This window comes from Nocardia sp. NPDC051052 (genome assembly GCF_044456045.1).
Classification (GTDB): Bacteria; Actinomycetota; Actinomycetes; order Mycobacteriales; family Mycobacteriaceae; genus Nocardia.
In genome coordinates, this window is the sequence record NZ_JBITFL010000004.1 from 655,192 (window position 1) to 674,224 (window position 19,033).

Sequence of the window (19,033 nt, forward strand, 5' to 3'; positions counted from 1 at the left end):
TCACAGTCCCGGGATGGTGACAAAGACGGCGCCCAGGCTGTCCTGGCGGAAGAAGATGTCGGCCGGGGGATTTCGGTAGGACGGTATCCCGGAGTCGGGGAGCCAGGTGTAGTCCACCAGTCGCAGCGGCAGCGGTCCGGCCGGTGCGACCAGCTGCACGTCGACACCGTCGGGTGAGGGGGCGTAGAACTGGAAGCCCGATTTCGGCGGGGAAGTCACGTCGCGGCCTGCCACCCGCAGGGAGAGGGGTGCGGTGTCGTAGCGCAGGGCGATGTTCGTCGCGCCGCGGGTGGAACGCAACCGCAGGTGGACGGTGCGTTGTCCGGATTCGGTGGTGTCGGAGAGGATTTCGGCGACCGGCGGGGAGAGTTTCTCGGCAGGCGCGACGCCACTCGCGACGATGTCCGGCCAGAGTTGGGCGAATCGCGCACCGGGCGCGGTGTCGTCGACGAGATGGCGGGTCCAGCGATCGGGCGCTGCACGCGAAAGCCACAGCGCCTCGTTGTGGTCGGCGTCGAGCGCGTAGATGAGCTGGGACGGCAGCGGATGCTGATCGTCGAAGCGGTCCACCGCCAGCCCGGCAGCCGCGAGCACGAGGGCGAGGACGAACGCGGTCGACGGGATCGCCCAGCCGCGCCGATCGGGCCACGCCTGGGTGAGGGTGAGCAGGAGGAGCCCGCCGAGTAGCACCACCGTGGGCGCGACCAGGAACGGGGCCGTGGTGATGCCGGTTTGCAACGCGGGCCACGTTGCGCTGCCGAGGAATATCGCCGCCGGCACGAGGAAGACGGTGAGCACCGGCAGCCGCCATCGATCGGGCACCGCGAAGGTGGCCGCCACCCCCACCAGCGCGCCGAGGGTGGGCACCACCGCCACGTGCGCGGTGCCTGGCGCGAGGATCGCGAGTGCCGCGCCCACTATCGCCAGGCAGCACAACAACCCGGCCACGGCGCCAGTGGTGCCGAACAGTCGTCGTGCGATCGCATACCAAGCGACGAGCACCGCGGCCGACAACACGAGTATCGCCACGTAATAGAACTCGGGCCGATATGGGTCGCCGATCAGCGGCCGGTACTCCGGCCGGATCGTCTGCACCACTTCCCACAGCCCGTACACGGCGACCGCCGCGAGCGGTGCCGCGACGAAAGCCATTGCGGCAGCGCCGAGTATCCCCCGCAGACTGGTCTCGCCGGTCCGCCGGAGCCGCCAGCAGAGCCACGCCACGCCGACCAGGGTGACCGCGGCCAGCGCGATGATCGCCCAGAACGGCAGCACCACAAGCACACCGAACGGCAGCTGGAAGAACGCGCGATCGGTGTCGTCCGCGACGGTAAGGTCCTTGCCGCCGAACTCCTTGACCAGTGCGAGGCTGTTGTCGCCCATCTGCTGCACCGTCGCCAGGTCCACGTGCGCCGGATCGTCGAGACGGTTGTGGTAGTACGCGCTGCGACCGGCGAAGGCCCAGTCCAGCACGCGCAGGCCGCCCGGCTTGAACGAGGTGAAGTCGGTGTTGCTTCCAGTCTGCGCGCCGGCCAGCGTCGTGGTCAACGAGTCGGTGTTCGGATACGGCGCGGCCTGCTCGACGGCGTCCACCAGCGTGCCGTCGGGATGGGTGGTCCGCCACAACAACGGTGGGCCGCCTGCCCCGCGCGCCTCATGATTGATGACGACTCCGGTGCCGCGACCGCCCGGACCGGCCGCGACGAACGCTTCCGCGCCGAGCAGCCCGGTCTCCTCGCCGTCGGTCAGCAGCACGACCACGTCATTACGCAACGCCGTACCGCCGGCCCGCAGCGCGCGCACGGCTTCCAACACCGCCGCGACCCCGACGCCGTCATCATTCGCACCGGGCCCCGAGGCGACGGAATCATAATGCGCCGTCAGGAAAACCGTTCCGGTCGAATCCGTGCCGGGCAGCCGGGCGACGATGTTGGCAACCCGCCCCATCCCGAGCACGTCTCGCTGCAGTCCGGTCGGGTAGCGCCCCACCCCCTCTTGAATCTCGGTGTCCACCCCGAGTTTCCGCAGTTCCCCGACCAGATGGTCACGAACCCGGTCATGCTCCGCCGTACCGATCGGATGCGGCCGCTGCGCGATCTCCTGCACCACCCGAAACGCCCGCTCAGCACTGAACACATCGCCCGGCGCCGACTCCGCCCGATGCCCGTGCGGCTGCTGATCCCACGCGGTCAACACCGCGACAGCGAGCAGCACAGCAAACGCCAAGAACCCCGAAACCCGTCGCCCCATCTGCACCACCTCGATCGTAGTCGGCCCCCCTGACACCCCGCCGCCCCCAATGTCACTGCCCCGCCGGCCTCGCGCACGGTTACTCGACCCGCGCACAGGTCCGTGAGTGCAGTGTCCAGACAGGTTGCTGCGGCCACCGCCGACCCGCCGCACGGGTTCTTATGTCCCGTACCACGACTCGCCGCGCAAACACGCGTGCGTATGTCAAAACCTGTGCGCCTGTTTCAGAGCGCAAACGAACGGCGGTGCGCTGGAGCGGGTTACCGCATCCAAGGCACCGCCGCGTCGCGTCGGAGTCGAACAGCTACTTCTTGCCGGTGAGGTCCATTCCTGGCGCGGCATCGGTGAGGATCGATTCCGCCCCGACCACCGCGCCTGCACCCTTGCCTCGCTTGCGTGCGCGTAGTCGTCGCTCCAGCCTGGTGGCCGCCTGGGTCAGGGCGCTGTTGAGAATGACCATGACGACAGCGATCACCATGAGGCTGGGGATCGTGTTCTGTTCAGCCGAGCCGAGCTGCTGGCTGGAGCGCACGATCTCGACATAGGTGATCTGGTAGCCCAGCGCCGAATCCTTCAGGGCGACAACCATTTGGGAGATCAACGCGGGCAGCATGGCGGTGATCGCCTGCGGCAGCAGGATCAGTCGCATCAGCTGGTTCTTGCGCATGCCCAGGGCCACCGCGGCCTCGGTCTGGCCCTTCGGCAGCGAGCGGATGCCCGCTCGCACGATCTCCGCGATGACCGAGCCGTTGTAGATGGTCAGCGCGATCACGACGGCGGCCAACGCCAGATCGTCTGATTTGAACGTCTGGTACTTGGCGAACGTGAAGAACAGGAAGATCATCAGGATCAGCACCGGAATGGCTCGCGCCACCTCGACGATCGTGCCTGCGACCAATCGGACCACGCGATGTTCGGACATCCGCAGAATGCCGAAGACCATGCCGATCACCAGCGCGAACACAATCGACAGCAATGCCGCGACGACGGTGCCCTTCAGGCCGGGCAGCAGATACGTCTGCCAGACCTGGAGGTCGAGGAAGGGCTTCCACTTCTCGGCGGTGAACTGCCCCTTGTCGGCGAAGCCGCTGTAGAGCACCCAGAGAAAGGATGCCACGGCCACGACAACGACGACCGAGTAGAGATGGTGCCGAAGGCGTCCGCGGGGGCCTGGTGCATCGAACAGCACCGAAGGCGCAGCAGTCATCGTGCGACCTCGAATCGTTTGGCGAGCCAGCCGAAGAACAGGCCGGTCGGCAGGGTCAGGATGACGAACCCGAGGGCGAAGATGGCGCCGACGGAGATGACGTCTGCGGCGTTCTCGTTGATGTCCGCCATCAAGAACGCGGCCTCGACCACGCCGATGGCGGAGGCGATCGTGGTGTTCTTGGTCAACGCGATGAGCACGCTGCCGAGCGGCGCGATGACTGCCCGGAAGGCCTGCGGCAGCACGATGAGCCGCAGATTCTGGCTGAAGGACAGGCCGAGCGAGCGACCCGCCTCGGACTGGCCCATCGCGACGGTGTTGATGCCGGAGCGCAGGGATTCACAGACGAACGCCGCGGTGTAGATGCTGAGGCCGACGATGGCGTAGCGGAAGTTGTTCTGCGCGACCGAATCCGGTCCCTCGCCGGCGAGCTTCCAGCCCATCGTGGTGTAGAGGCCCAGCGACATGAAGACGATGATCAGCGTAAGCGGGGTGTTGCGGAAAATGGTGACGTAGGCGGTGCCTACCACGCGGGCGATCGGTATGGGGGACACACGCAGCGCGGCGACTAAAGTGCCCAGGATCAGCGCGCCGACCGCGGAAAGAACGGTCAGTTTGATGGTCACCCAGAAGGCGTCGAGGATTTGATCGTCATACCTCGAGATCAGGTCGAACACGGCGTACGTGTCCCTCCCATCGGGTCTCGATTGTCAGGGGGAATGCGGCGGGTGGCCCGGCCCGGTGGGATCGGGCCACCCGTGCGGGGTAGAACTCAGTACCGGTCGACCTTGGGCGGCGTCGGCGCCTGGTATCCGGATCCGCCGACGCTCGCGTCGAAGGCCTTTTTCCAGGAACCGTCGGCGAACATCGCCTCGATCGCGTCGTTCACCTTGTCGCGGAGCTCCTTGTCGCCCTTCTTCAGGCCGATGCCGTAGTTCTCCGTGGTAAACGGCTTGCCGACGACCTTGAACGCACCGGTGCTCTGGGCGGCGTAGCCGGCCAGGATGATGTCATCGGTGGTCACCGCGTCCCACGAACCGGCGCGCAGGCCCTCGAGGCACAGCGAGTAGGTGTCGTTGGCCTGCAGCTGGGTGTCCTTGAAGTTCTTATCGATGTTCTGCGCGGGCGTGGAGCCCTTCACCGAGCAGACCTTCTTGCCCTTGAGCGACTCCGGGGTGCCGATGTCGGTGTTGTCGGCGCGCACCAGGAACGACTGTCCCGCAACGTAGTAGGGGCCGGCGAAGTCGACCTTCTGCTTGCGTGCGTCGTTGATCGAGTAGCTGGCCACGATGTAGTCGACCTGGCCGTTCTCGATCAGCGTTTCGCGCTGGCTGGACGGCGATTCCTTGAAGGTGATGCCTTCCGGCTTCACGCCGAGCTTGCCTGCCACGTACTTGGCGACCTCGACGTCGAAGCCGCTGTAGGAGCCGTCCTTGTTGCGCAGGCCGATGCCGGGCTGGTCGAACTTGATGCCGATGGTGAGCTTGCCGTCCTTGGCGTGATCCAGGGCGGACTTGCTGTCACCGCCGCCACACGCGGTGGCGGTCGCGGCGACGACGGTCAGCGCGATCGCGCCGACTCCGAGTCGCAGAGCACGGTTGATCCTCATCGAGTTTCCTTCTCCCTCTCATGGGTTTGCCGGCCGTGCGCGGGGGACGAGGCCGTCCCTCGGTTCGGCACGAGCTCAGCGGGTCGATCTCTATGTTTCAGTGGCTCAGAATCTTGCCGAGGAAGTCCTTGGCACGTTCGGACTTCGGCGCGGTGAAGAACACCTCGGGTTCGGCGTCCTCCACCACCTGGCCGTCGGCCATGAACAGGACTCGGTTACCCGCGCGGCGGGCGAAGCCCATCTCGTGGGTGACGACCAGCATGGTCATCCCGTCCTTGGCCAGCGAGACCATCACGTCGAGCACTTCCTGGACCATTTCCGGGTCCAGCGCCGAGGTCGGCTCGTCGAACAGCATCACCTTGGGGCTCATCGCCAGTGCGCGGGCGATGGCGACACGCTGCTGCTGGCCACCGGACAGCTGGGCCGGGTATTTGTCGGCCTGGTTACCGATGCCGACCCGGTCGAGCAGTTCCATGGCGTGCGTGCGCGCCGCGTCCTTCTTGACCTTGCGGACCTTGATCGGCGCGAGCATGACGTTCTCCAGGATCGTCTTGTGCGCGAACAGGTTGAACGATTGGAAAACCATGCCGACGTCGGCGCGTAGCGCGGCCAGGCCGCGGCCTTCGGCGGGCAGGGGGACACCGTCGATGGCGATGTCACCGGAGTCGATGGGTTCGAGGCGGTTGATGGTGCGGCACAGCGTCGATTTCCCGGAGCCCGAGGGCCCGAGAACAATGACTACCTGTCCCTTGGGGACTTCCAGGTCGATATCGCGCAGAACGTGCAATTCACCGAAGTGCTTTTGCACGTTGCGCATCGAGATCATCGGCACGCTGGCGGCGCTGGCGTCCCCGGTTGAAGCGATCCCGGTTGTATCGGGCGCGGCGGCGTCGTCGGTCATGGTCCAAGACTGTAAAGGCAAAATGCGGATTTGCCCGAGTTTCCGCGACACACCGTTTTGCCACGCCGAGATGACACGTCACGTTAACCGGATCGACCGGTTCGTCCGGATCGCCGGTTTTCCGGCCGCGTCCGGGCGCGCCACCGTCGCGCCATGCCTGATCAGGGGTGGTGCGGGTGAGTAAGGCCACAACCGCGACCGAGCGGGCCGACGTCCAACGCGCCGTCGTTTGGCGGCGCGTTCGCAGGATGCATGCCCCTAAAATTGGGGTTAAGCGAGCCCGTACCCTGGACCCGTGGAATCGATCGGACAGGCAGTGGTGACACCCACCCACCTCGCCTCTGAAGGCACCCGCAGCTATGAGGTCCGCACCTTCGGCTGCCAGATGAACGTGCACGATTCCGAACGCCTGTCCGGACTACTCGAGGACGCGGGCTACGTGAAGGCGGCGGCGGGGGCGACGGCCGATCTGGTCGTCCTCAACACCTGCGCGGTGCGCGAGAACGCCGACAACAAGCTCTACGGCACCCTCGGCCAGCTGGCGTCGATCAAGGCCGACCAGCCCGGCATGCAGATCGCCGTCGGCGGCTGCCTGGCGCAGAAGGACCGCGGCGTCGTGGTGCGCAAGGCGCCGTGGGTGGACGTGGTGTTCGGCACGCACAACCTCGGCTCGCTGCCCGTCCTGCTGGAACGGGCGCGGCACAATGCCGAGGCGCAGGTGGAGATCCTGGAATCGCTGGAGGCGTTCCCGTCGAGCCTGCCCGCCAAGCGCGAGTCCGCGTACTCGGGCTGGGTGTCGATCTCGGTGGGCTGCAACAACACCTGCACCTTCTGCATCGTTCCGTCGTTGCGCGGCAAGGAGGTCGACCGCCGCCCCGGTGACGTGCTCGCCGAGGTACAGGCACTGGTCGACCAGGGCGTGCTCGAGGTGACGCTGCTCGGGCAGAACGTGAATGCCTACGGTGCCTCGTTCGCCGATCCGGACGAGGCGCGCGACCGTGGCGCGTTCGCCAAGCTGTTGCGGGCCTGCGGCGGCATCGACGGACTGGAGCGGGTGCGCTTCACCTCGCCGCATCCGGCCGAGTTCACCGACGACGTGATCGAGGCGATGGCCGAGACACCGAACATCTGCCCGCAGCTGCATATGCCGCTGCAGTCCGGCTCGGACAAGGTGCTCAAGTCGATGCGCCGCTCCTACCGCAAGGCGCGCTACCTCGGCATCATCGAGAAGGTGCGGGCCGTGATGCCGCACGCGGCGATCACCACCGACATCATCGTCGGGTTCCCGGGGGAGACCGAGGAAGACTTCCAGGAGACCCTGGACGTGGTCCGGCAGGCGCGGTTCACCAGCGCGTACACCTTCCAGTACTCCAAGCGCCCGGGCACGCCCGCCGCCGAGATGCCCGATCAGCTGCCGAAAGCCGTTGTGCAGGAACGTTATATGCGGCTCATCGCGTTGCAGGAGGAAGTCTCGCTCGACGCGAACCGCGAACTCATCGGCACCGAGGTGGAACTGCTCGTCGCCGACGGCGCAGGCAAGAAGAACGCCGCCACCGCCCGGATGAGCGGCCGTGCCCGCGACGGCAGGCTGGTGCATTTCCGGCCGGGTGGCACACCCGAGTCGATCCGTCCCGGCGACATCATCACCGTCGATATCACCGCGGCGGCACCGCATCACCTGATCGCCGACGCGCCGATCAAGACGCACCGCCGCACCGCCGCCGGCGACGCGCACGAACGCGGCATCACCCCGAAGACCGCCCCGATCGGCGTCGGCCTCGGTCTGCCCCGCATCGGTGCCCCCGCGCCGGAGCCGGTGTCGGCCGCGGGTTGTTCGACCGGTTGTGGCGCGTGAGTTCGCGAACCGCGGACATCGCCGAGGCACTCGGTCATGCTGGAGCCGAACGCGATACGGGTCGACGCGTAGCGCGCGAGACGGAACCGAGTATCCGCGAAGGGGAAGCGTGAACGACAAGCCTGGCGAAGACGGCTTCGTGGCCGGCGGCGCGGAGCCCAGCGATCGGCCCACGCATCGCAAACCTACTACCGGCGGTAGTGGGTCGGCCGAGGCAAACGAACCCGGTGATGGCACAGTGGACGCGGGCAGTGCAGCGAACCACGAACAAGCCGAACGAAACGAGGGTTCAGTGAACTCGGTCGAGAGCAGCAACTTCGAGCAGTTCCGCGACGACCTGGACGCGGTGGAACGCCGCATCGCGGGCGAGATCGACCCCGGCGTGCGCGCCATGGTGGTGGCCGGCGCGGTGTTCGTCCTGCTGCTCTCGCTGGTGCTGCCGCATGCCGGTGGCGCGCGCGGTTTCGACGTGCTGCTCGGCACCGAGGCCGCCCGGTTGGAGCACATCGGGCTGCCGTCCCGGATCTTCGTCTGGTTCCTCGTCGTCTTCGGCGTCGGCTTCTCGACCCTGGCGCTGATGACCCGCCGCTGGTTCCTGGCCTGGATCGCGGTCGCTGGCACCGCCATCACGAGCGTGTTCGGCGTCTTCTCCATCTGGCACCGGCAAACCCCCGGCATCAACAACTACCACGGCGCTGGCCCCGCCATCGGCCTCATCCTCGGCACCATCGCCGCAATCGTGCTGACCTTCCACTGGATTCGCGTGGTCTGGAGCCGCACCGCCCTGCAACTGGCCGCCGAAGAACAACGCCGCAACGCCTCCATCGCCGCCGAGGAACGCGACCGCCGCCGCCGCACCGGCGAAAACTGAAGTAGCCGCACACTTTCTGTGCTGCGCGCTAGCGGTTGGTGACCGCGCCCTCGGCGGCTTCGGCCCATTCTCGCCACTGCTTGGCCTGTTCGAGGGCCTTTTCGGCGTCGCGAGCCTTGCCCGCGGCTTGGGCCTTGGCGGCCTGTTCCTCGAATTGCGCTACCCGCTCACGGAATTGGGCCGCGCGGGCCATCGCCTCCGGGTCGGTCCGGCGCCACTGGGCGTCGACGGCGTCGCGAACCCGCTTCTCGATGGTGCGCAGCTTGCCTTCCAGCTCCTGCATGCGTTCGCGCGGGACCTTGCCGATGGCGTCCCACTTGTCCTGCAGCTCGCGCAACGAGGCGCGGGCGGCCTCCAGGCCGTTGGCCGGGTCGATGTGCTCGTAGGCCTGCAGCAGCTCTTCCTTGGCGGCGGCGTTGGTGTCGAACTCGGCGTCGCGTTCGGTGACGGCGGCGTTGCGGGCGGCGAAGAACACGTCCTGCGCGCTCTTGAAGCGCCGCCACAGCGCCTCATCGGCCTCGCGCGGCGCGCGGCCCGCGGCTTTCCACTCGGCGAGCAGGTCGCGGAAGATGCCCGCGGTGCCGACCCAGTCGGTCGAGCCGGACAGTTCCTCGGCGCGCACGCACAGCTCTTCCTTGCGCGTCTTCGCGGAGGCGCGTTCCCGGTCGAGTTCGGCGAAGTGCGCACCGCGCCTGCGGTTGAACGCCTCACGCGCCTTGGAGTACCGCTTCCACAGCGCGTCGTCGACCTTGCGGTCCACGCCGCGGATCGACTTCCACTCGTCGAGAATCTCGCGCAGCCGGTCGCCCGCGGCCTTCCACTGGGTGGACTCGGCGGCGATCTTCTCGGCCTCCGCGCACAGCGTTTCCTTGCGCTCGGTGTGCTCGTGGCGCGCCTTGTCTTTCTCCTCTTTGGCATGCGCGGCAGCCTCTTCGGAGTGTTCGGCGATCGCGGCCAGGCGCTTGGCCAGCCCGTCGATATCGCCGATGACGGCCGCGGTGGGCAGCGATTCGGCGAGGCTGACGGCGGCGGCCTTGGTCTTGCGGGCGTCCGCGCCTGCGGCGAGGCGGGCTTCCAGCAGTGCGACTTCGGTAGCCAGATCGTCGAACCGGCGGCCGAAGTGGGCGAGACCCTCGGCGGCGTCACCGGCCTGCCAGGAGCCGACCTGACGCTCACCGTCGGCGGTCTTCACCCAGGCGGTGCCGTCGTCATCGACCCGGCCCCACGCGCTGGGGTCGGAGGTGGTCGGCACCACGGGATGCGGATGCTGAGCCTGGCCCGGCGTCGCGTGCGGCTTGGGGGGTTGGATCGAGCCACCGGGTTTCGGGGCACCGGAAGAGCGCGGCATCGCGCCGGGGCTGGCTTTCGCGGTTCCGTTGCTGTCGGTCATTGCTCCTCGTCCCTGCCGCGCGTCACGGCTGCCTGGTTACGCCCTAGCTCATCCCATTGAACCCGGTTTGAGCCCTTGTGACCATCGACCCACGCCTTCACGCGGAGGAATCTCGGGGATTGCAACCCCTGATGACCTGGGTTGTAGCTCATCGAACAGTAGCAATCTCGACCAGCTTTGCGGCAGAGACACTCGAAGCCGGGCGGTACCCGGGGTGCGTAGCGGCGTCGCGCCCAACGGTTACGGTTACCACGTGTTCTCGATTGCCGCGCTGGTCCCGTCGCCACCGATCCTGGTGCCCGAGCTCTGTGGCGGTGCGACGGGCGCGCTTCCCGGGCAGCAGGGTGACCCGCGAGCGGTGCTGCGCGCGGCCGTGCTGGCCGCCGCGGAAGTCCTTGCGACAGTGACAGACCGCTGGACAGTAATCGGCACCGGGGCCGCCGACCAGGTGTTCGGTTCCGAGACGGTCGGTACGTTCCGCGGGTTCGGCGCGGACGTGCGGGTCGCGCTGTCCGCGGGCGCGACGGCGGAGCCGGATCCTCAGCATCCGCTGCCGGTGTTGATCGCCGGGTGGTTGCGGGGACAGGTCGCACCCGCCGTGAACGCCGAGGTCCGCATCGTCGCCGAAGACACTCCGGCGCATTGCTGCTTGGAACTCGGCGCGAAATTGCGCGCGGAATCGGACGATTCGGACGAACGGCACGGCGTGCTGATGATCGCCGACGGTGCCGCGACGCTGTCGTTGAAGGCTCCGGGCTATCTCGACGAGCGGGCCGGTGCCGTGCAGGACCAGCTCGATCGCGCGTTGGCCGCGGGGGATCTGGCCGCGTTGCGCGCGCTCGATCCGGCGCTGTGCGCAGAACTGGTGATGTCCGGCCGGGCCGCCTACCAGGTGCTGGCCGGACTGTTCGACACTGATCCGATGGTCGAGACGCTCTATCAGGACGCACCGTTCGGCGTCGGCTACGACGTGAGCCTGTGGCGACCAGGTGGCGCGTCGTGAGTGCCTCCGGCATCACCCCGATCGCTGTCGTCGGGCCCACCGCCACCGGCAAATCGAATCTCGGTCTGGACCTCGCCGAACGGCTCGGCGGCGAAATCGTCAATATCGACGCGATGCAGCTCTACCGCGGCATGGATGTCGGTACCGCCAAACTCACCGTCGCCGAACGCCGTGACCTCACGCACCATCAGCTCGATGTACTCGACGTGACCGAAACCGCGACCGTCGCCGCCTACCAGTCCGCGGCCAGCGCGGACGTGGCCGACATCATGGCGCGCGGCCGCGTCCCGGTCATCGTGGGCGGCTCGATGATGTATGTCCAAGCGCTGCTGGACAAGTGGGAGTTTCCGGCCACCGACCCGGTGGTGCGCGCCCGCTGGGAGGCGATGCTCGCCGAGGGCGGAGTCGACGCCGTGCACGCGGCATTGCGCGCGGCCGATCCCGCCGCGGCGGCCACCATCCTGCCCACCGACGGCCGCCGCATGGTGCGCGCGCTCGAGGTCGTCGAACTCACCGGTCGGCCGTTCGCGGCCTCGGCACCCGAGATCGGCACGCCGCGCTGGGGCACGGTGATCATCGGGGTCGACCGCGACACCGCCGAACTCGACGAACGGATCGAACGGCGCACCGAGCTGATGTTCGCCGCCGGACTCGTCGACGAAGTACGCACGCTGATCGAGCACGGCCTGCGCGACGGCGTCACCGCTCGGCGCGCCATCGGGTACGCACAAGTCCTGGCCTACCTCGACAACGAATACGACTTGAAGCACGCGCGAGAACGCACCCTGATCGGCACCCGGCGCTACGTTCGGCGGCAGCGCTCCTGGTTCCGGCGTGACCCGCGGGTGCGCTGGGTGGACGGCGCCGCCCCCGATCTGGTGGCGACCGCGCTCGCCCTGCTCGACGAGAAAGAACGGACCCCGCAGTGACCCGACGTGTGAGCACCCGCAATGCCTCGGTCCAGGTGTGGCAGGCCTACCTGAACAACCGGACCAAACGCCACCGCGACGGGCGCTTCCTGGTGCAGGGCGTCCGCCCGATCACCCAGGCCGTGGCCAACGACTGGCCGCTGGAGACGTTGCTCTACCGCCTCGGCACCCCCGACCTGTCCCACTGGGCCAGGGAGCTGCTGGACACCAGCGACGTCCCGCAGGTCGGCCTGGTTCCGGAGTTGATGGCCGAGCTCGGCGAAAAGGTCGGCGGTATACCGGAATTGGTGGCCGTCGCGGTGTCGCGGCAGCAGGAGCTCGACGCCTTCGAGCCGGGGGAGCCCGGCGAGGACGCGCCCGTGGTCGTGGTGTTCGACCGCCCGAATTCGCCGGGCAATCTGGGCACGCTGATCCGGTCGGCCGACGCGTTCGGTGCCAGCGGCGTGATCGTCACCGGCCACGGTGCCGACCAGTACGACCCGCAGGCCGTTCGCGCGTCGACGGGCTCGCTGTTCGCGATGCCGGTGGTGCGTGCCGCCGGGGCCGCGCAGGTCCTCGAATTCCGCGACCGGCAGGTGCGGCGCGGCATCCCCACCCGGATCATCGGCACCGACGAGAACGGCCCGCACGCCGCCTACGACCACGACTTCACCGAGGCCACCATCCTCGTCGTCGGCAACGAGACCAGCGGGATGAGCGCCGCCTGGCAGGAGGCCTGCGACGCCATGGTGCACATCCCGATGGGCGGCACGGCCAGCTCGCTCGGCGCGCCCTCGGCCGCGGCCGTCGCACTCTACGAAATTTCCCGGCAGCGCCGGACGTTTGCCAAATGACGAGCAAGTAGGGAGAACACGGACGTGTCGGATATCGAGTTCACCAAGGGGCACGGCACCCAGAACGACTTCGTGGTGCTGCCGGACCTCGAGGTTCGGCTGGAGCTCACCCCCGAGCGGATCAGCGCGCTGTGCGACCGCCAGCGCGGCCTAGGTGCCGATGGTGTGTTGCGGGTGGCGCGGGCCGGTGCGTTGCGTGACGCGGGTGTGCTCGCCGAGCTGCCCGCGGGGGTGGCCGAGACCGACTGGTTCATGGACTACCGCAACGCCGACGGCTCGATTGCCGAGATGTGCGGCAACGGCGTGCGCGTTTTCGCCCACTACCTGGTGTCGTCCGGCTTGGAGTCCGCGCACGAATTCGTGGTCGGCAGCCGGGCGGGCGGGCGACCGGTCGTGGTGCACTCCGCGACCGCGGTCGACGGTGACGTCACCGTCGACATGGTCACGGTCGACATGGGCACCGTGCGCGAACTGGGCGAATCCACCGCGACCGTCGAGGGCTGGGCCTACTCCGGTATCGGCATCGACGTCGGCAATCCGCATCTGGCCTGCGTTGTCCCCGATCTGTCCGCCGACGGCCTGGCCAAACTCGACCTCACCGTGCCCCCCGGCTACGACCCCGACCTGTTCCCGCACGGCGTCAACGTGGAAATCGTGATGGCGCTCGCCGACGGCTCCGTCGACATGCGCGTCTACGAACGCGGCGTCGGCGAAACCCGTTCCTGCGGAACAGGAACCGTTGCCGCGGCCGCCGCGGCCCTGGCTCGCGAGGGTTTCCGGATCGCCACCGACACCGGCGAGGTGCGCGTCCGCATTCCCGGCGGCGAGGTCACCGTCGGGTTGGACAAGGGCACCGCGTGGCTGTGCGGGCCGTCGGTGCTGGTCGCCTCGGGAGCCATCGCCGAGGGCTGGTGGCAGCACCTCGGCTCGCGCTAGGCGCACCTCAGGCCTCGCGCCGCGCGAACTTGACCCGACAACCCCCCAACACGCTGTGCTCAATATCCGAATGCGCCATGTCGGTGCATCGTGGGATCATGGATCTTGTATGACGAAATCTAAAGTTTATGAATTCACTCCGGCCGACGACTTCACCGAGACGGCCGATGACGACATCCAGCTCGACGCTGCCACCGAGGGCGCTCCATCCGACGACGCCGTCACCGGCGATGTCGTGGCCGAGCACGCCGCGCGGATGAAGCGCTCGGGCGGCTGGACGTCCGCCAACCCGACGGTCGGCGAGATGCAGCTCGACGAACGCAGCTCGCTGCGTCGCGTCGCCGGGCTGTCCACCGAACTCACCGACATCACCGAGGTCGAGTACCGGCAGCTGCGCCTGGAACGGGTCGTGCTGGTCGGCGTGTGGACCACGGGCAGCGCGGCACAGGCCGACGCGAGCATGACCGAACTGGCCGCGCTCGCCGAGACCGCGGGTTCCGAGGTGCTCGAGGGGCTCATCCAGCGCCGCGACAAGCCAGACCCGGCCACCTACATCGGTTCCGGCAAGGCCGAAGAGCTGCGGGCCGTGGTGCTGGAAACCGGCGCCGACACCGTGATCTGCGACGGTGAGCTCACGCCCGCGCAGCTGACCGCGCTGGAGAAGGTCGTCAAGGTCAAGGTGATCGACCGGACCGCGCTGATCCTGGACATCTTCGCCCAGCACGCCACCTCCCGCGAGGGCAAGGCGCAGGTCGCGCTCGCTCAGATGGAGTACATGCTGCCGCGACTGCGCGGCTGGGGCGAGTCCATGTCCCGGCAGGCCGGTGGTCGCGCGGGCAGCAACGGCGGTGTCGGTCTGCGCGGTCCCGGTGAGACGAAGATCGAAACCGATCGTCGCCGCATCCGCGAGCGAATGGCCAAGCTGCGCCGCGAGATCCGCGAGATGAAGACCGCCCGCGACACCATGCGGGCCCGCCGCACCTCCAGCGGCATCCCGTCGGTGGCGATCGTCGGCTACACCAACGCGGGCAAGTCCAGCCTGATGAACGCCCTCACCGGCGCCGGTCTGCTGGTGCAGGACGCGCTGTTCGCCACCCTCGACCCGACCACCCGCCGCGCCGATCTCGACGACGGCCGCGAGGTCGTGTTCACCGACACCGTCGGTTTCGTCCGGCACCTGCCGACCCAGCTGGTCGAGGCGTTCCGGTCGACGCTGGAGGAAGTAACCGGCGCCGACCTGCTGCTGCACGTGGTCGACGGCGCCGACGCGCTGCCCGCCGAACAGATCAAGGCGGTCCGCGAGGTGATCACCGACGTCATCAAGGAGCAGGGCACCTCGGCTCCGCCGGAACTGCTGGTGGTCAACAAGATCGACGCCCTCGACCCGATGGCGCTCACCCGCCTGCGCGGCCAGCTCCCCGACGCGGAATACGTCTCCGTCCGCGCCGGACTCGGCATCGACGCGCTGCGCGATCGTCTCGCCGAGGTATTGGGCGGCCTCGACGCCGAAATCAGCATCCTGCTCCCGTACAGCCGCGGCGACCTGCTCGCCCGCATCCACGCCGACGGCCGCATCATCGACTCGACCCACGAGGAAGGCGGCACCCGAGTCCACGCCCGAGTACCCCATTCCCTCGCCGCGGCCCTGTCGGAATACGCCCACGCCGGCGGCACCGGTTCGCCGGAAACCAACGGCCAGGGGGAGGGCTAGTCCACCTGCCGCGGGACATGACGGCGAGCCCACTCGCACCATGTCCCGCTCGGCGGGCGGCCGGTCCCGAGTCGAGTGCGGTTTGGCGAAGTGCTGGCGTTGTCAGCGCTAGGTGAGCTGCGGCTGTGAATGTTCGCAGGATGGCTCGGCGATGGTTGTGCTGGCGCACATGAGTCATGCCGCGCGCACATGTTGTGCTGATGGGGATGAAATCGCCAGCAAATTTGTGCGCGGGACGCGGAGGGGTGCGCGGCAGGCAGGCGGCGGTTTCGGCGGTGGGGCTAGGGACGCCGGGTTCATAGCAGACCGATCGGACTGTGTTGGCGCTCACATTCGATGCGGCACAGTGGATTTCGTTACGGTATCGTTCGTGTCGACATCAGGAGGGATGCATGTCGCACGACCGTGTGGGTTCGGCCGATTCCGCGAACAAGGCGTCCGGCGCGCTGTTGCTCGACAAGCCGGTGCTCAGCGACGGTGCCCCGCTGGCGGTTTCGCTGACCGACAGCGATCTTCGGGTAATCGAGGCGCTGCTGTCGCCGCTGCGCGCGTGGACCAGCCCGCGGTTCTACGGCCTCGACAACATCCCGACCGACGGTCCCGTCCTGCTCGTCGGCAACCACAACCTGATGGGCGGCATCGACGCCCCGCTGCTGCTGCCCGAGGTGCTGCGCCGCCGCGGCCGCCTGATCCGCGGCCTCGCCGAAAACATACTCATCGGCGTCCCCGGCCTGCGCCATTTCCTGCACCGCTACGGCGCGGTCCGCGGCACCCGCGGTAACTGCCTCGCCCTGCTGAAGCGCGGCGACGCCGTCATCGTGTTCCCCGGCGGCGGCCGCGAGGCGGTGCGCCGCAAGAACGAGAAATACGTCCTCAAATGGGAGGGCCGCACCGGCTTCGCCCGGATGGCGATCGAAGCGGGCGCACCGATCGTGCCGATCGCGATGATCGGCGTCGACGACGCCTACGACATCGTCATCGACGGCGACCATCCACTCCTGCGCCCCTTGCGCTGGACCGTGCAGGCCCTCGGCATGAACCCCGAGCTGACACCCCCACTGCTGCGCGGCCTCGGCCCGACCATCCTCCCGCGTCCCGAGCGCTTCTACTTCTCCGCGGGCACCCCTATCGACCCGGCGCCCTGGCGCGACGCCGACGACCTCACCACCGCCGCAAAGGAATTGCGCGACGTCACCCGCAAGGCCCTGGAGGAGGAACTGAAATTCCTCTTCACCGAACGCGAACGCGACTCCGGCCGCACCCTCGTCGGCCGCCTGCGCGACCGACTCCGCCGCTGACACCACACCACTTTCGGTGTCCGAATTGTGCCGGGGCTGGGGTTAGTTCGGGTGCGGCGTCAGGTCGTATACCGCGATGTTGCCGATGTGTGTTGCGGTGTAGTGATGGCTGACCCACTCCGCGATCTCCGGCTTCCCGGTCACCTGCCACGGCTTTTCGGGGGTGGACGGTGTGGTCGTCGCGCCCGGCTGACCGCCGACCTTCCACGACGCGGGCAGCTGCATCTCCTGCACCAGGTAATAGGTCAACTCATGGTCGGCCACGATCTTCTGGAACTCCTCTAGCGTTGGTACGGGGTCTTCGGCCGCGAAACCGCCGATGGCGATCACCGGTGTGCGGCTGGCCAATTCGAGCGCGGCGGCGATCGAGCCTCGGTCCACCGCGGCCGACCATTTCGTCGTGCTGCTCATCAGCATCGTGACGAGCTGCGGATTGGTGAACGCACCACCGTCGGCGAAGTTCTGCGTCTGACGATGGATCAGCGCCGCGATCCCGGTCTCGACGGGTTTGGCCGGTCCGACAACGGGACTGCGGCCGACATGGGCCTGCGGCAGCGTGGCCGCCGCGTAGGCCGTCGATCCGCCGAGTCCGGCGAGCACCCCGACGACGACCAGAATCGCGGTAGCCCTGGTCCGCGCGGCACGCCATCCAGCCGTCACCGGAATCGCGGTAATCAGCAGCCCAAGCGCCGCCGCCACCGCCGTCGCGGCGACGGTCCAGCGTACCCACGGCAGCCAGCCCGAATTGCGTTGCAGCACAACAAAAGCCCATAGACCCATGGTCAGTATCAGTGCGGCGGTCCCAAGCTTGCCGAGCAACTCGTCGCGCCGCAGCCACAGCTCATGCACTCCCACCGCGACCATCCCGGCCGCAGCGGGCGCGAGAGTCAGCGTGTAGTACGAGTGCTCGATGGCCTTCATCGCGCTGAAGGCCCCGCCCATGGTGATCAACCACAACCCGAAAACCAGTGCCGCGCCGCGTATTTGATCAGTACGCGGCGCACCCCACCTGGATACCAACACCACCACGAACGACAGCAGGGCGGCAGGAACCAGCCAGGAGATCTCGAATCCGCTCTCGCCGACGAACAATCGTCCGACCCCGGGCGCGCCGAAATCATTGAAGCTCTGCAGTAATCCGGGCGGCGTCTGATAGCCGGACGGCAACGCGATCTGCCCGGTCGCCGGAGTATGGCCGAGGAACCGGCCGAATCCGTTGTAGCCGAACACCGAATCCATAAAGCTGTTGTCCGTCGAGCCGGCGAGATACGGCCGCGACGAGTCGGGCCACAGTACGGTCAGCAACACATACCAACCCGCCGAGACAACCAACGCCGCCGCAGCACCTACCAAGTGCCACAACCGATTCCGCAATGTGGTCGGCGCGACGACGAGGTACGTGATGCCCAGCGCAGGCAGCACCATCAGCCCTTCGAGCAGCTTGGTCAAGAACGCGAACCCGAGCGCGACACCGGCCAGCATCAGCCACCGCTCGTTCGCCCGCTCCAACGCCCTGATCGTGCAGTAGCCGCCCGCGGTCATCAACAACACCAACACCGCGTCCGGGTTGTTGAACCGAAACATCAACGCCACCACCGGCGTAACCGCCAACACCACCCCGGCCAGCAGCCCGGCTCCCCGATTGCCGGTCGCGCGCGCCACCGCCCCGTACGTCAACCCGACCGCGGCCACCGCCATCAAAGCCTGCGGAATCAGCATGCTCGCACTGCTGAACCCGAACAACTGCCCGGACAGCCCCATCACCCACTGCGAGACCGGCGGCTTGTCGACCGTGATGAAGTTGCTCGGATCGAGCGACCCGAACAGCGTCGCCTTCCAGTCCCGCGACCCCGCCCAGGTCGCGCCCGCGTAGAAGTTGTTGCCCATGCCGTTGACGGTGATGCGCCACAGGTACGCGATCGCGGTACCGAGCAGCAGCACGGTCAAGCCGAGACGTTCCACCGGCCGGGCCGGTGGCAGGATTGTCGGACTGGGGGTTGAAGCGACGGAACCGGTCGGAGCCGTCGCGATGAGGGTCGCCGCCATCGCCCCACCGTCGCATGCTGATGTTCACCAAAAGTTGGACAGCGGGTTAACACGGCGTCGTGATTCTGTGGTCGAGGACACTGCACGCGCGCCCTCGGTTTGTCGAGAATCTCGGTCTTCTTCCGCGCTACTCCACGCCGCGCCTGGTTAACAAACGATTCCGCCCCAGAAGTGAACTGAGATTCTCGTTCCGG

16 protein-coding genes are annotated in these 19,033 nt (G+C 67.9%); 9 read left to right on the top strand and 7 right to left on the bottom strand.

Features of this window, described 5'->3' with window-relative positions; translation table 11 throughout:
• The 5 genes from ACIBCN_RS17125 to ACIBCN_RS17145 form a co-directional block, all read right to left on the bottom strand.
• The gene (locus ACIBCN_RS17125; protein WP_396992490.1) at window positions 1-2,250 is read right to left on the bottom strand and encodes a M20/M25/M40 family metallo-hydrolase; all 2,250 of its coding nucleotides are present in this window, start codon (window positions 2,248-2,250) and stop codon (window positions 1-3) included.
• A gap of 304 nt (window positions 2,251-2,554) precedes the next feature.
• A complete protein-coding gene (locus ACIBCN_RS17130) occupies window positions 2,555-3,457 on the bottom strand; it encodes an amino acid ABC transporter permease (RefSeq protein WP_396992491.1) in 903 nt (300 codons plus the stop codon).
• Window positions 3,454-4,134 carry an amino acid ABC transporter permease gene (locus tag ACIBCN_RS17135; RefSeq protein ID WP_396992492.1) on the bottom strand — a complete coding sequence of 227 codons (681 nt, stop codon included), beginning with the start codon at window positions 4,132-4,134 and terminating at the stop codon, window positions 3,454-3,456. Before ACIBCN_RS17135 ends, ACIBCN_RS17130 begins: the two co-directional genes overlap by 4 nt.
• A 95-nt stretch (window positions 4,135-4,229) precedes the next feature.
• On the bottom strand, window positions 4,230-5,066 hold the full coding sequence (locus ACIBCN_RS17140; protein WP_396992493.1) for a glutamate ABC transporter substrate-binding protein: 837 nt from the start codon (window positions 5,064-5,066) through the stop codon (window positions 4,230-4,232).
• A 97-nt stretch (window positions 5,067-5,163) separates the two neighbouring features.
• On the bottom strand, window positions 5,164-5,892 hold the full coding sequence (locus ACIBCN_RS17145; protein ID WP_396992598.1) for an amino acid ABC transporter ATP-binding protein: 729 nt from the start codon (window positions 5,890-5,892) through the stop codon (window positions 5,164-5,166).
• On the opposite strand from ACIBCN_RS17145, the gene ACIBCN_RS17150 reads away from it, so the two are divergent.
• The 3 genes from ACIBCN_RS17150 to ACIBCN_RS17160 all read left to right on the top strand — a co-directional run bounded on the left by ACIBCN_RS17150 (window position 5,876) and on the right by ACIBCN_RS17160 (window position 8,693).
• Window positions 5,876-6,151 carry a hypothetical protein gene (locus ACIBCN_RS17150; protein WP_396992607.1) on the top strand — a complete coding sequence of 92 codons (276 nt, stop codon included), beginning with the start codon at window positions 5,876-5,878 and terminating at the stop codon, window positions 6,149-6,151. The genes ACIBCN_RS17145 and ACIBCN_RS17150 overlap by 17 nt on opposite strands.
• 111 nt (window positions 6,152-6,262) lie before the next feature.
• Window positions 6,263-7,822, top strand: a complete 1,560-nt coding sequence (gene miaB / locus ACIBCN_RS17155) for a tRNA (N6-isopentenyl adenosine(37)-C2)-methylthiotransferase MiaB (RefSeq protein WP_396992494.1) — start codon at window positions 6,263-6,265, stop codon at window positions 7,820-7,822.
• A 238-nt stretch (window positions 7,823-8,060) separates the two neighbouring features.
• Window positions 8,061-8,693: a hypothetical protein gene (locus ACIBCN_RS17160; RefSeq protein ID WP_396992599.1), complete on the top strand. Its 633-nt coding sequence runs from the start codon at window positions 8,061-8,063 to the stop codon at window positions 8,691-8,693.
• A gap of 28 nt (window positions 8,694-8,721) precedes the next feature.
• On the opposite strand, the gene ACIBCN_RS17165 is transcribed toward ACIBCN_RS17160, so the two are convergent.
• Window positions 8,722-10,083 (bottom strand): DUF349 domain-containing protein, encoded by a 1,362-nt coding sequence (locus ACIBCN_RS17165; protein ID WP_396992495.1) that lies wholly within the window; start codon window positions 10,081-10,083, stop codon window positions 8,722-8,724.
• 253 nt (window positions 10,084-10,336) lie between these two features.
• Here ACIBCN_RS17165 and ACIBCN_RS17170 point away from each other — a divergent pair, with 253 nt between their 5' ends.
• From ACIBCN_RS17170 to ACIBCN_RS17195, 6 genes are all read left to right on the top strand, one after another.
• The gene (locus tag ACIBCN_RS17170) at window positions 10,337-11,086 is read left to right on the top strand and encodes a hypothetical protein (RefSeq protein WP_396992496.1); all 750 of its coding nucleotides are present in this window, start codon (window positions 10,337-10,339) and stop codon (window positions 11,084-11,086) included.
• Entirely contained in the window at window positions 11,083-12,015 is a 933-nt protein-coding gene (gene miaA / locus ACIBCN_RS17175; RefSeq protein WP_396992497.1) for a tRNA (adenosine(37)-N6)-dimethylallyltransferase MiaA, read from the top strand. The genes ACIBCN_RS17170 and miaA overlap by 4 nt, the downstream gene beginning before the upstream one ends.
• Window positions 12,012-12,848, top strand: a complete 837-nt coding sequence (locus ACIBCN_RS17180) for a TrmH family RNA methyltransferase (protein ID WP_396992498.1) — start codon at window positions 12,012-12,014, stop codon at window positions 12,846-12,848. The genes miaA and ACIBCN_RS17180 overlap by 4 nt, the downstream gene beginning before the upstream one ends.
• A 33-nt stretch (window positions 12,849-12,881) precedes the next feature.
• Window positions 12,882-13,784 (top strand): diaminopimelate epimerase, encoded by a 903-nt coding sequence (gene dapF, locus ACIBCN_RS17185; RefSeq protein ID WP_396992600.1) that lies wholly within the window; start codon window positions 12,882-12,884, stop codon window positions 13,782-13,784.
• Window positions 13,785-14,040: 256 nt separating this feature from the next.
• Complete coding sequence (hflX, locus tag ACIBCN_RS17190; protein ID WP_396992601.1) at window positions 14,041-15,495, top strand: GTPase HflX; 1,455 nt, start codon at window positions 14,041-14,043, stop codon at window positions 15,493-15,495.
• Window positions 15,496-15,887: 392 nt separating this feature from the next.
• Window positions 15,888-16,793 (top strand): lysophospholipid acyltransferase family protein, encoded by a 906-nt coding sequence (locus tag ACIBCN_RS17195; protein ID WP_396992499.1) that lies wholly within the window; start codon window positions 15,888-15,890, stop codon window positions 16,791-16,793.
• Window positions 16,794-16,835: 42 nt separating this feature from the next.
• Here ACIBCN_RS17195 and ACIBCN_RS17200 read toward each other — a convergent pair whose 3' ends face one another.
• Window positions 16,836-18,839, bottom strand: a complete 2,004-nt coding sequence (locus ACIBCN_RS17200) for a glycosyltransferase family 39 protein (protein WP_396992500.1) — start codon at window positions 18,837-18,839, stop codon at window positions 16,836-16,838.
• Between the last annotated feature and the right edge of the window lie 194 nt (window positions 18,840-19,033).

Bases quoted from the DNA above. Each gene is read 5' to 3' on its own strand.
- ACIBCN_RS17125 (WP_396992490.1), bottom strand. From the start codon at position 2,250: ATGGGGCGACGGGTTTCGGGGTTCTTGGCGTTTGCTGTGCTGCTCGCT.
- ACIBCN_RS17130 (WP_396992491.1), bottom strand. From the start codon at position 3,457: ATGACTGCTGCGCCTTCGGTGCTGTTCGATGCACCAGGCCCCCGCGGA.
- ACIBCN_RS17145 (WP_396992598.1), bottom strand. From the start codon at position 5,892: ATGATCTCGATGCGCAACGTGCAAAAGCACTTCGGTGAATTGCACGTT.
- ACIBCN_RS17140 (WP_396992493.1), bottom strand. From the start codon at position 5,066: ATGAGGATCAACCGTGCTCTGCGACTCGGAGTCGGCGCGATCGCGCTG.
- ACIBCN_RS17200 (WP_396992500.1), bottom strand. From the start codon at position 18,839: ATGGCGGCGACCCTCATCGCGACGGCTCCGACCGGTTCCGTCGCTTCA.
- ACIBCN_RS17165 (WP_396992495.1), bottom strand. From the start codon at position 10,083: ATGACCGACAGCAACGGAACCGCGAAAGCCAGCCCCGGCGCGATGCCG.
- ACIBCN_RS17195 (WP_396992499.1), top strand. From the start codon at position 15,888: ATGTCGCACGACCGTGTGGGTTCGGCCGATTCCGCGAACAAGGCGTCC.
- hflX (WP_396992601.1), top strand. From the start codon at position 14,041: ATGAAGCGCTCGGGCGGCTGGACGTCCGCCAACCCGACGGTCGGCGAG.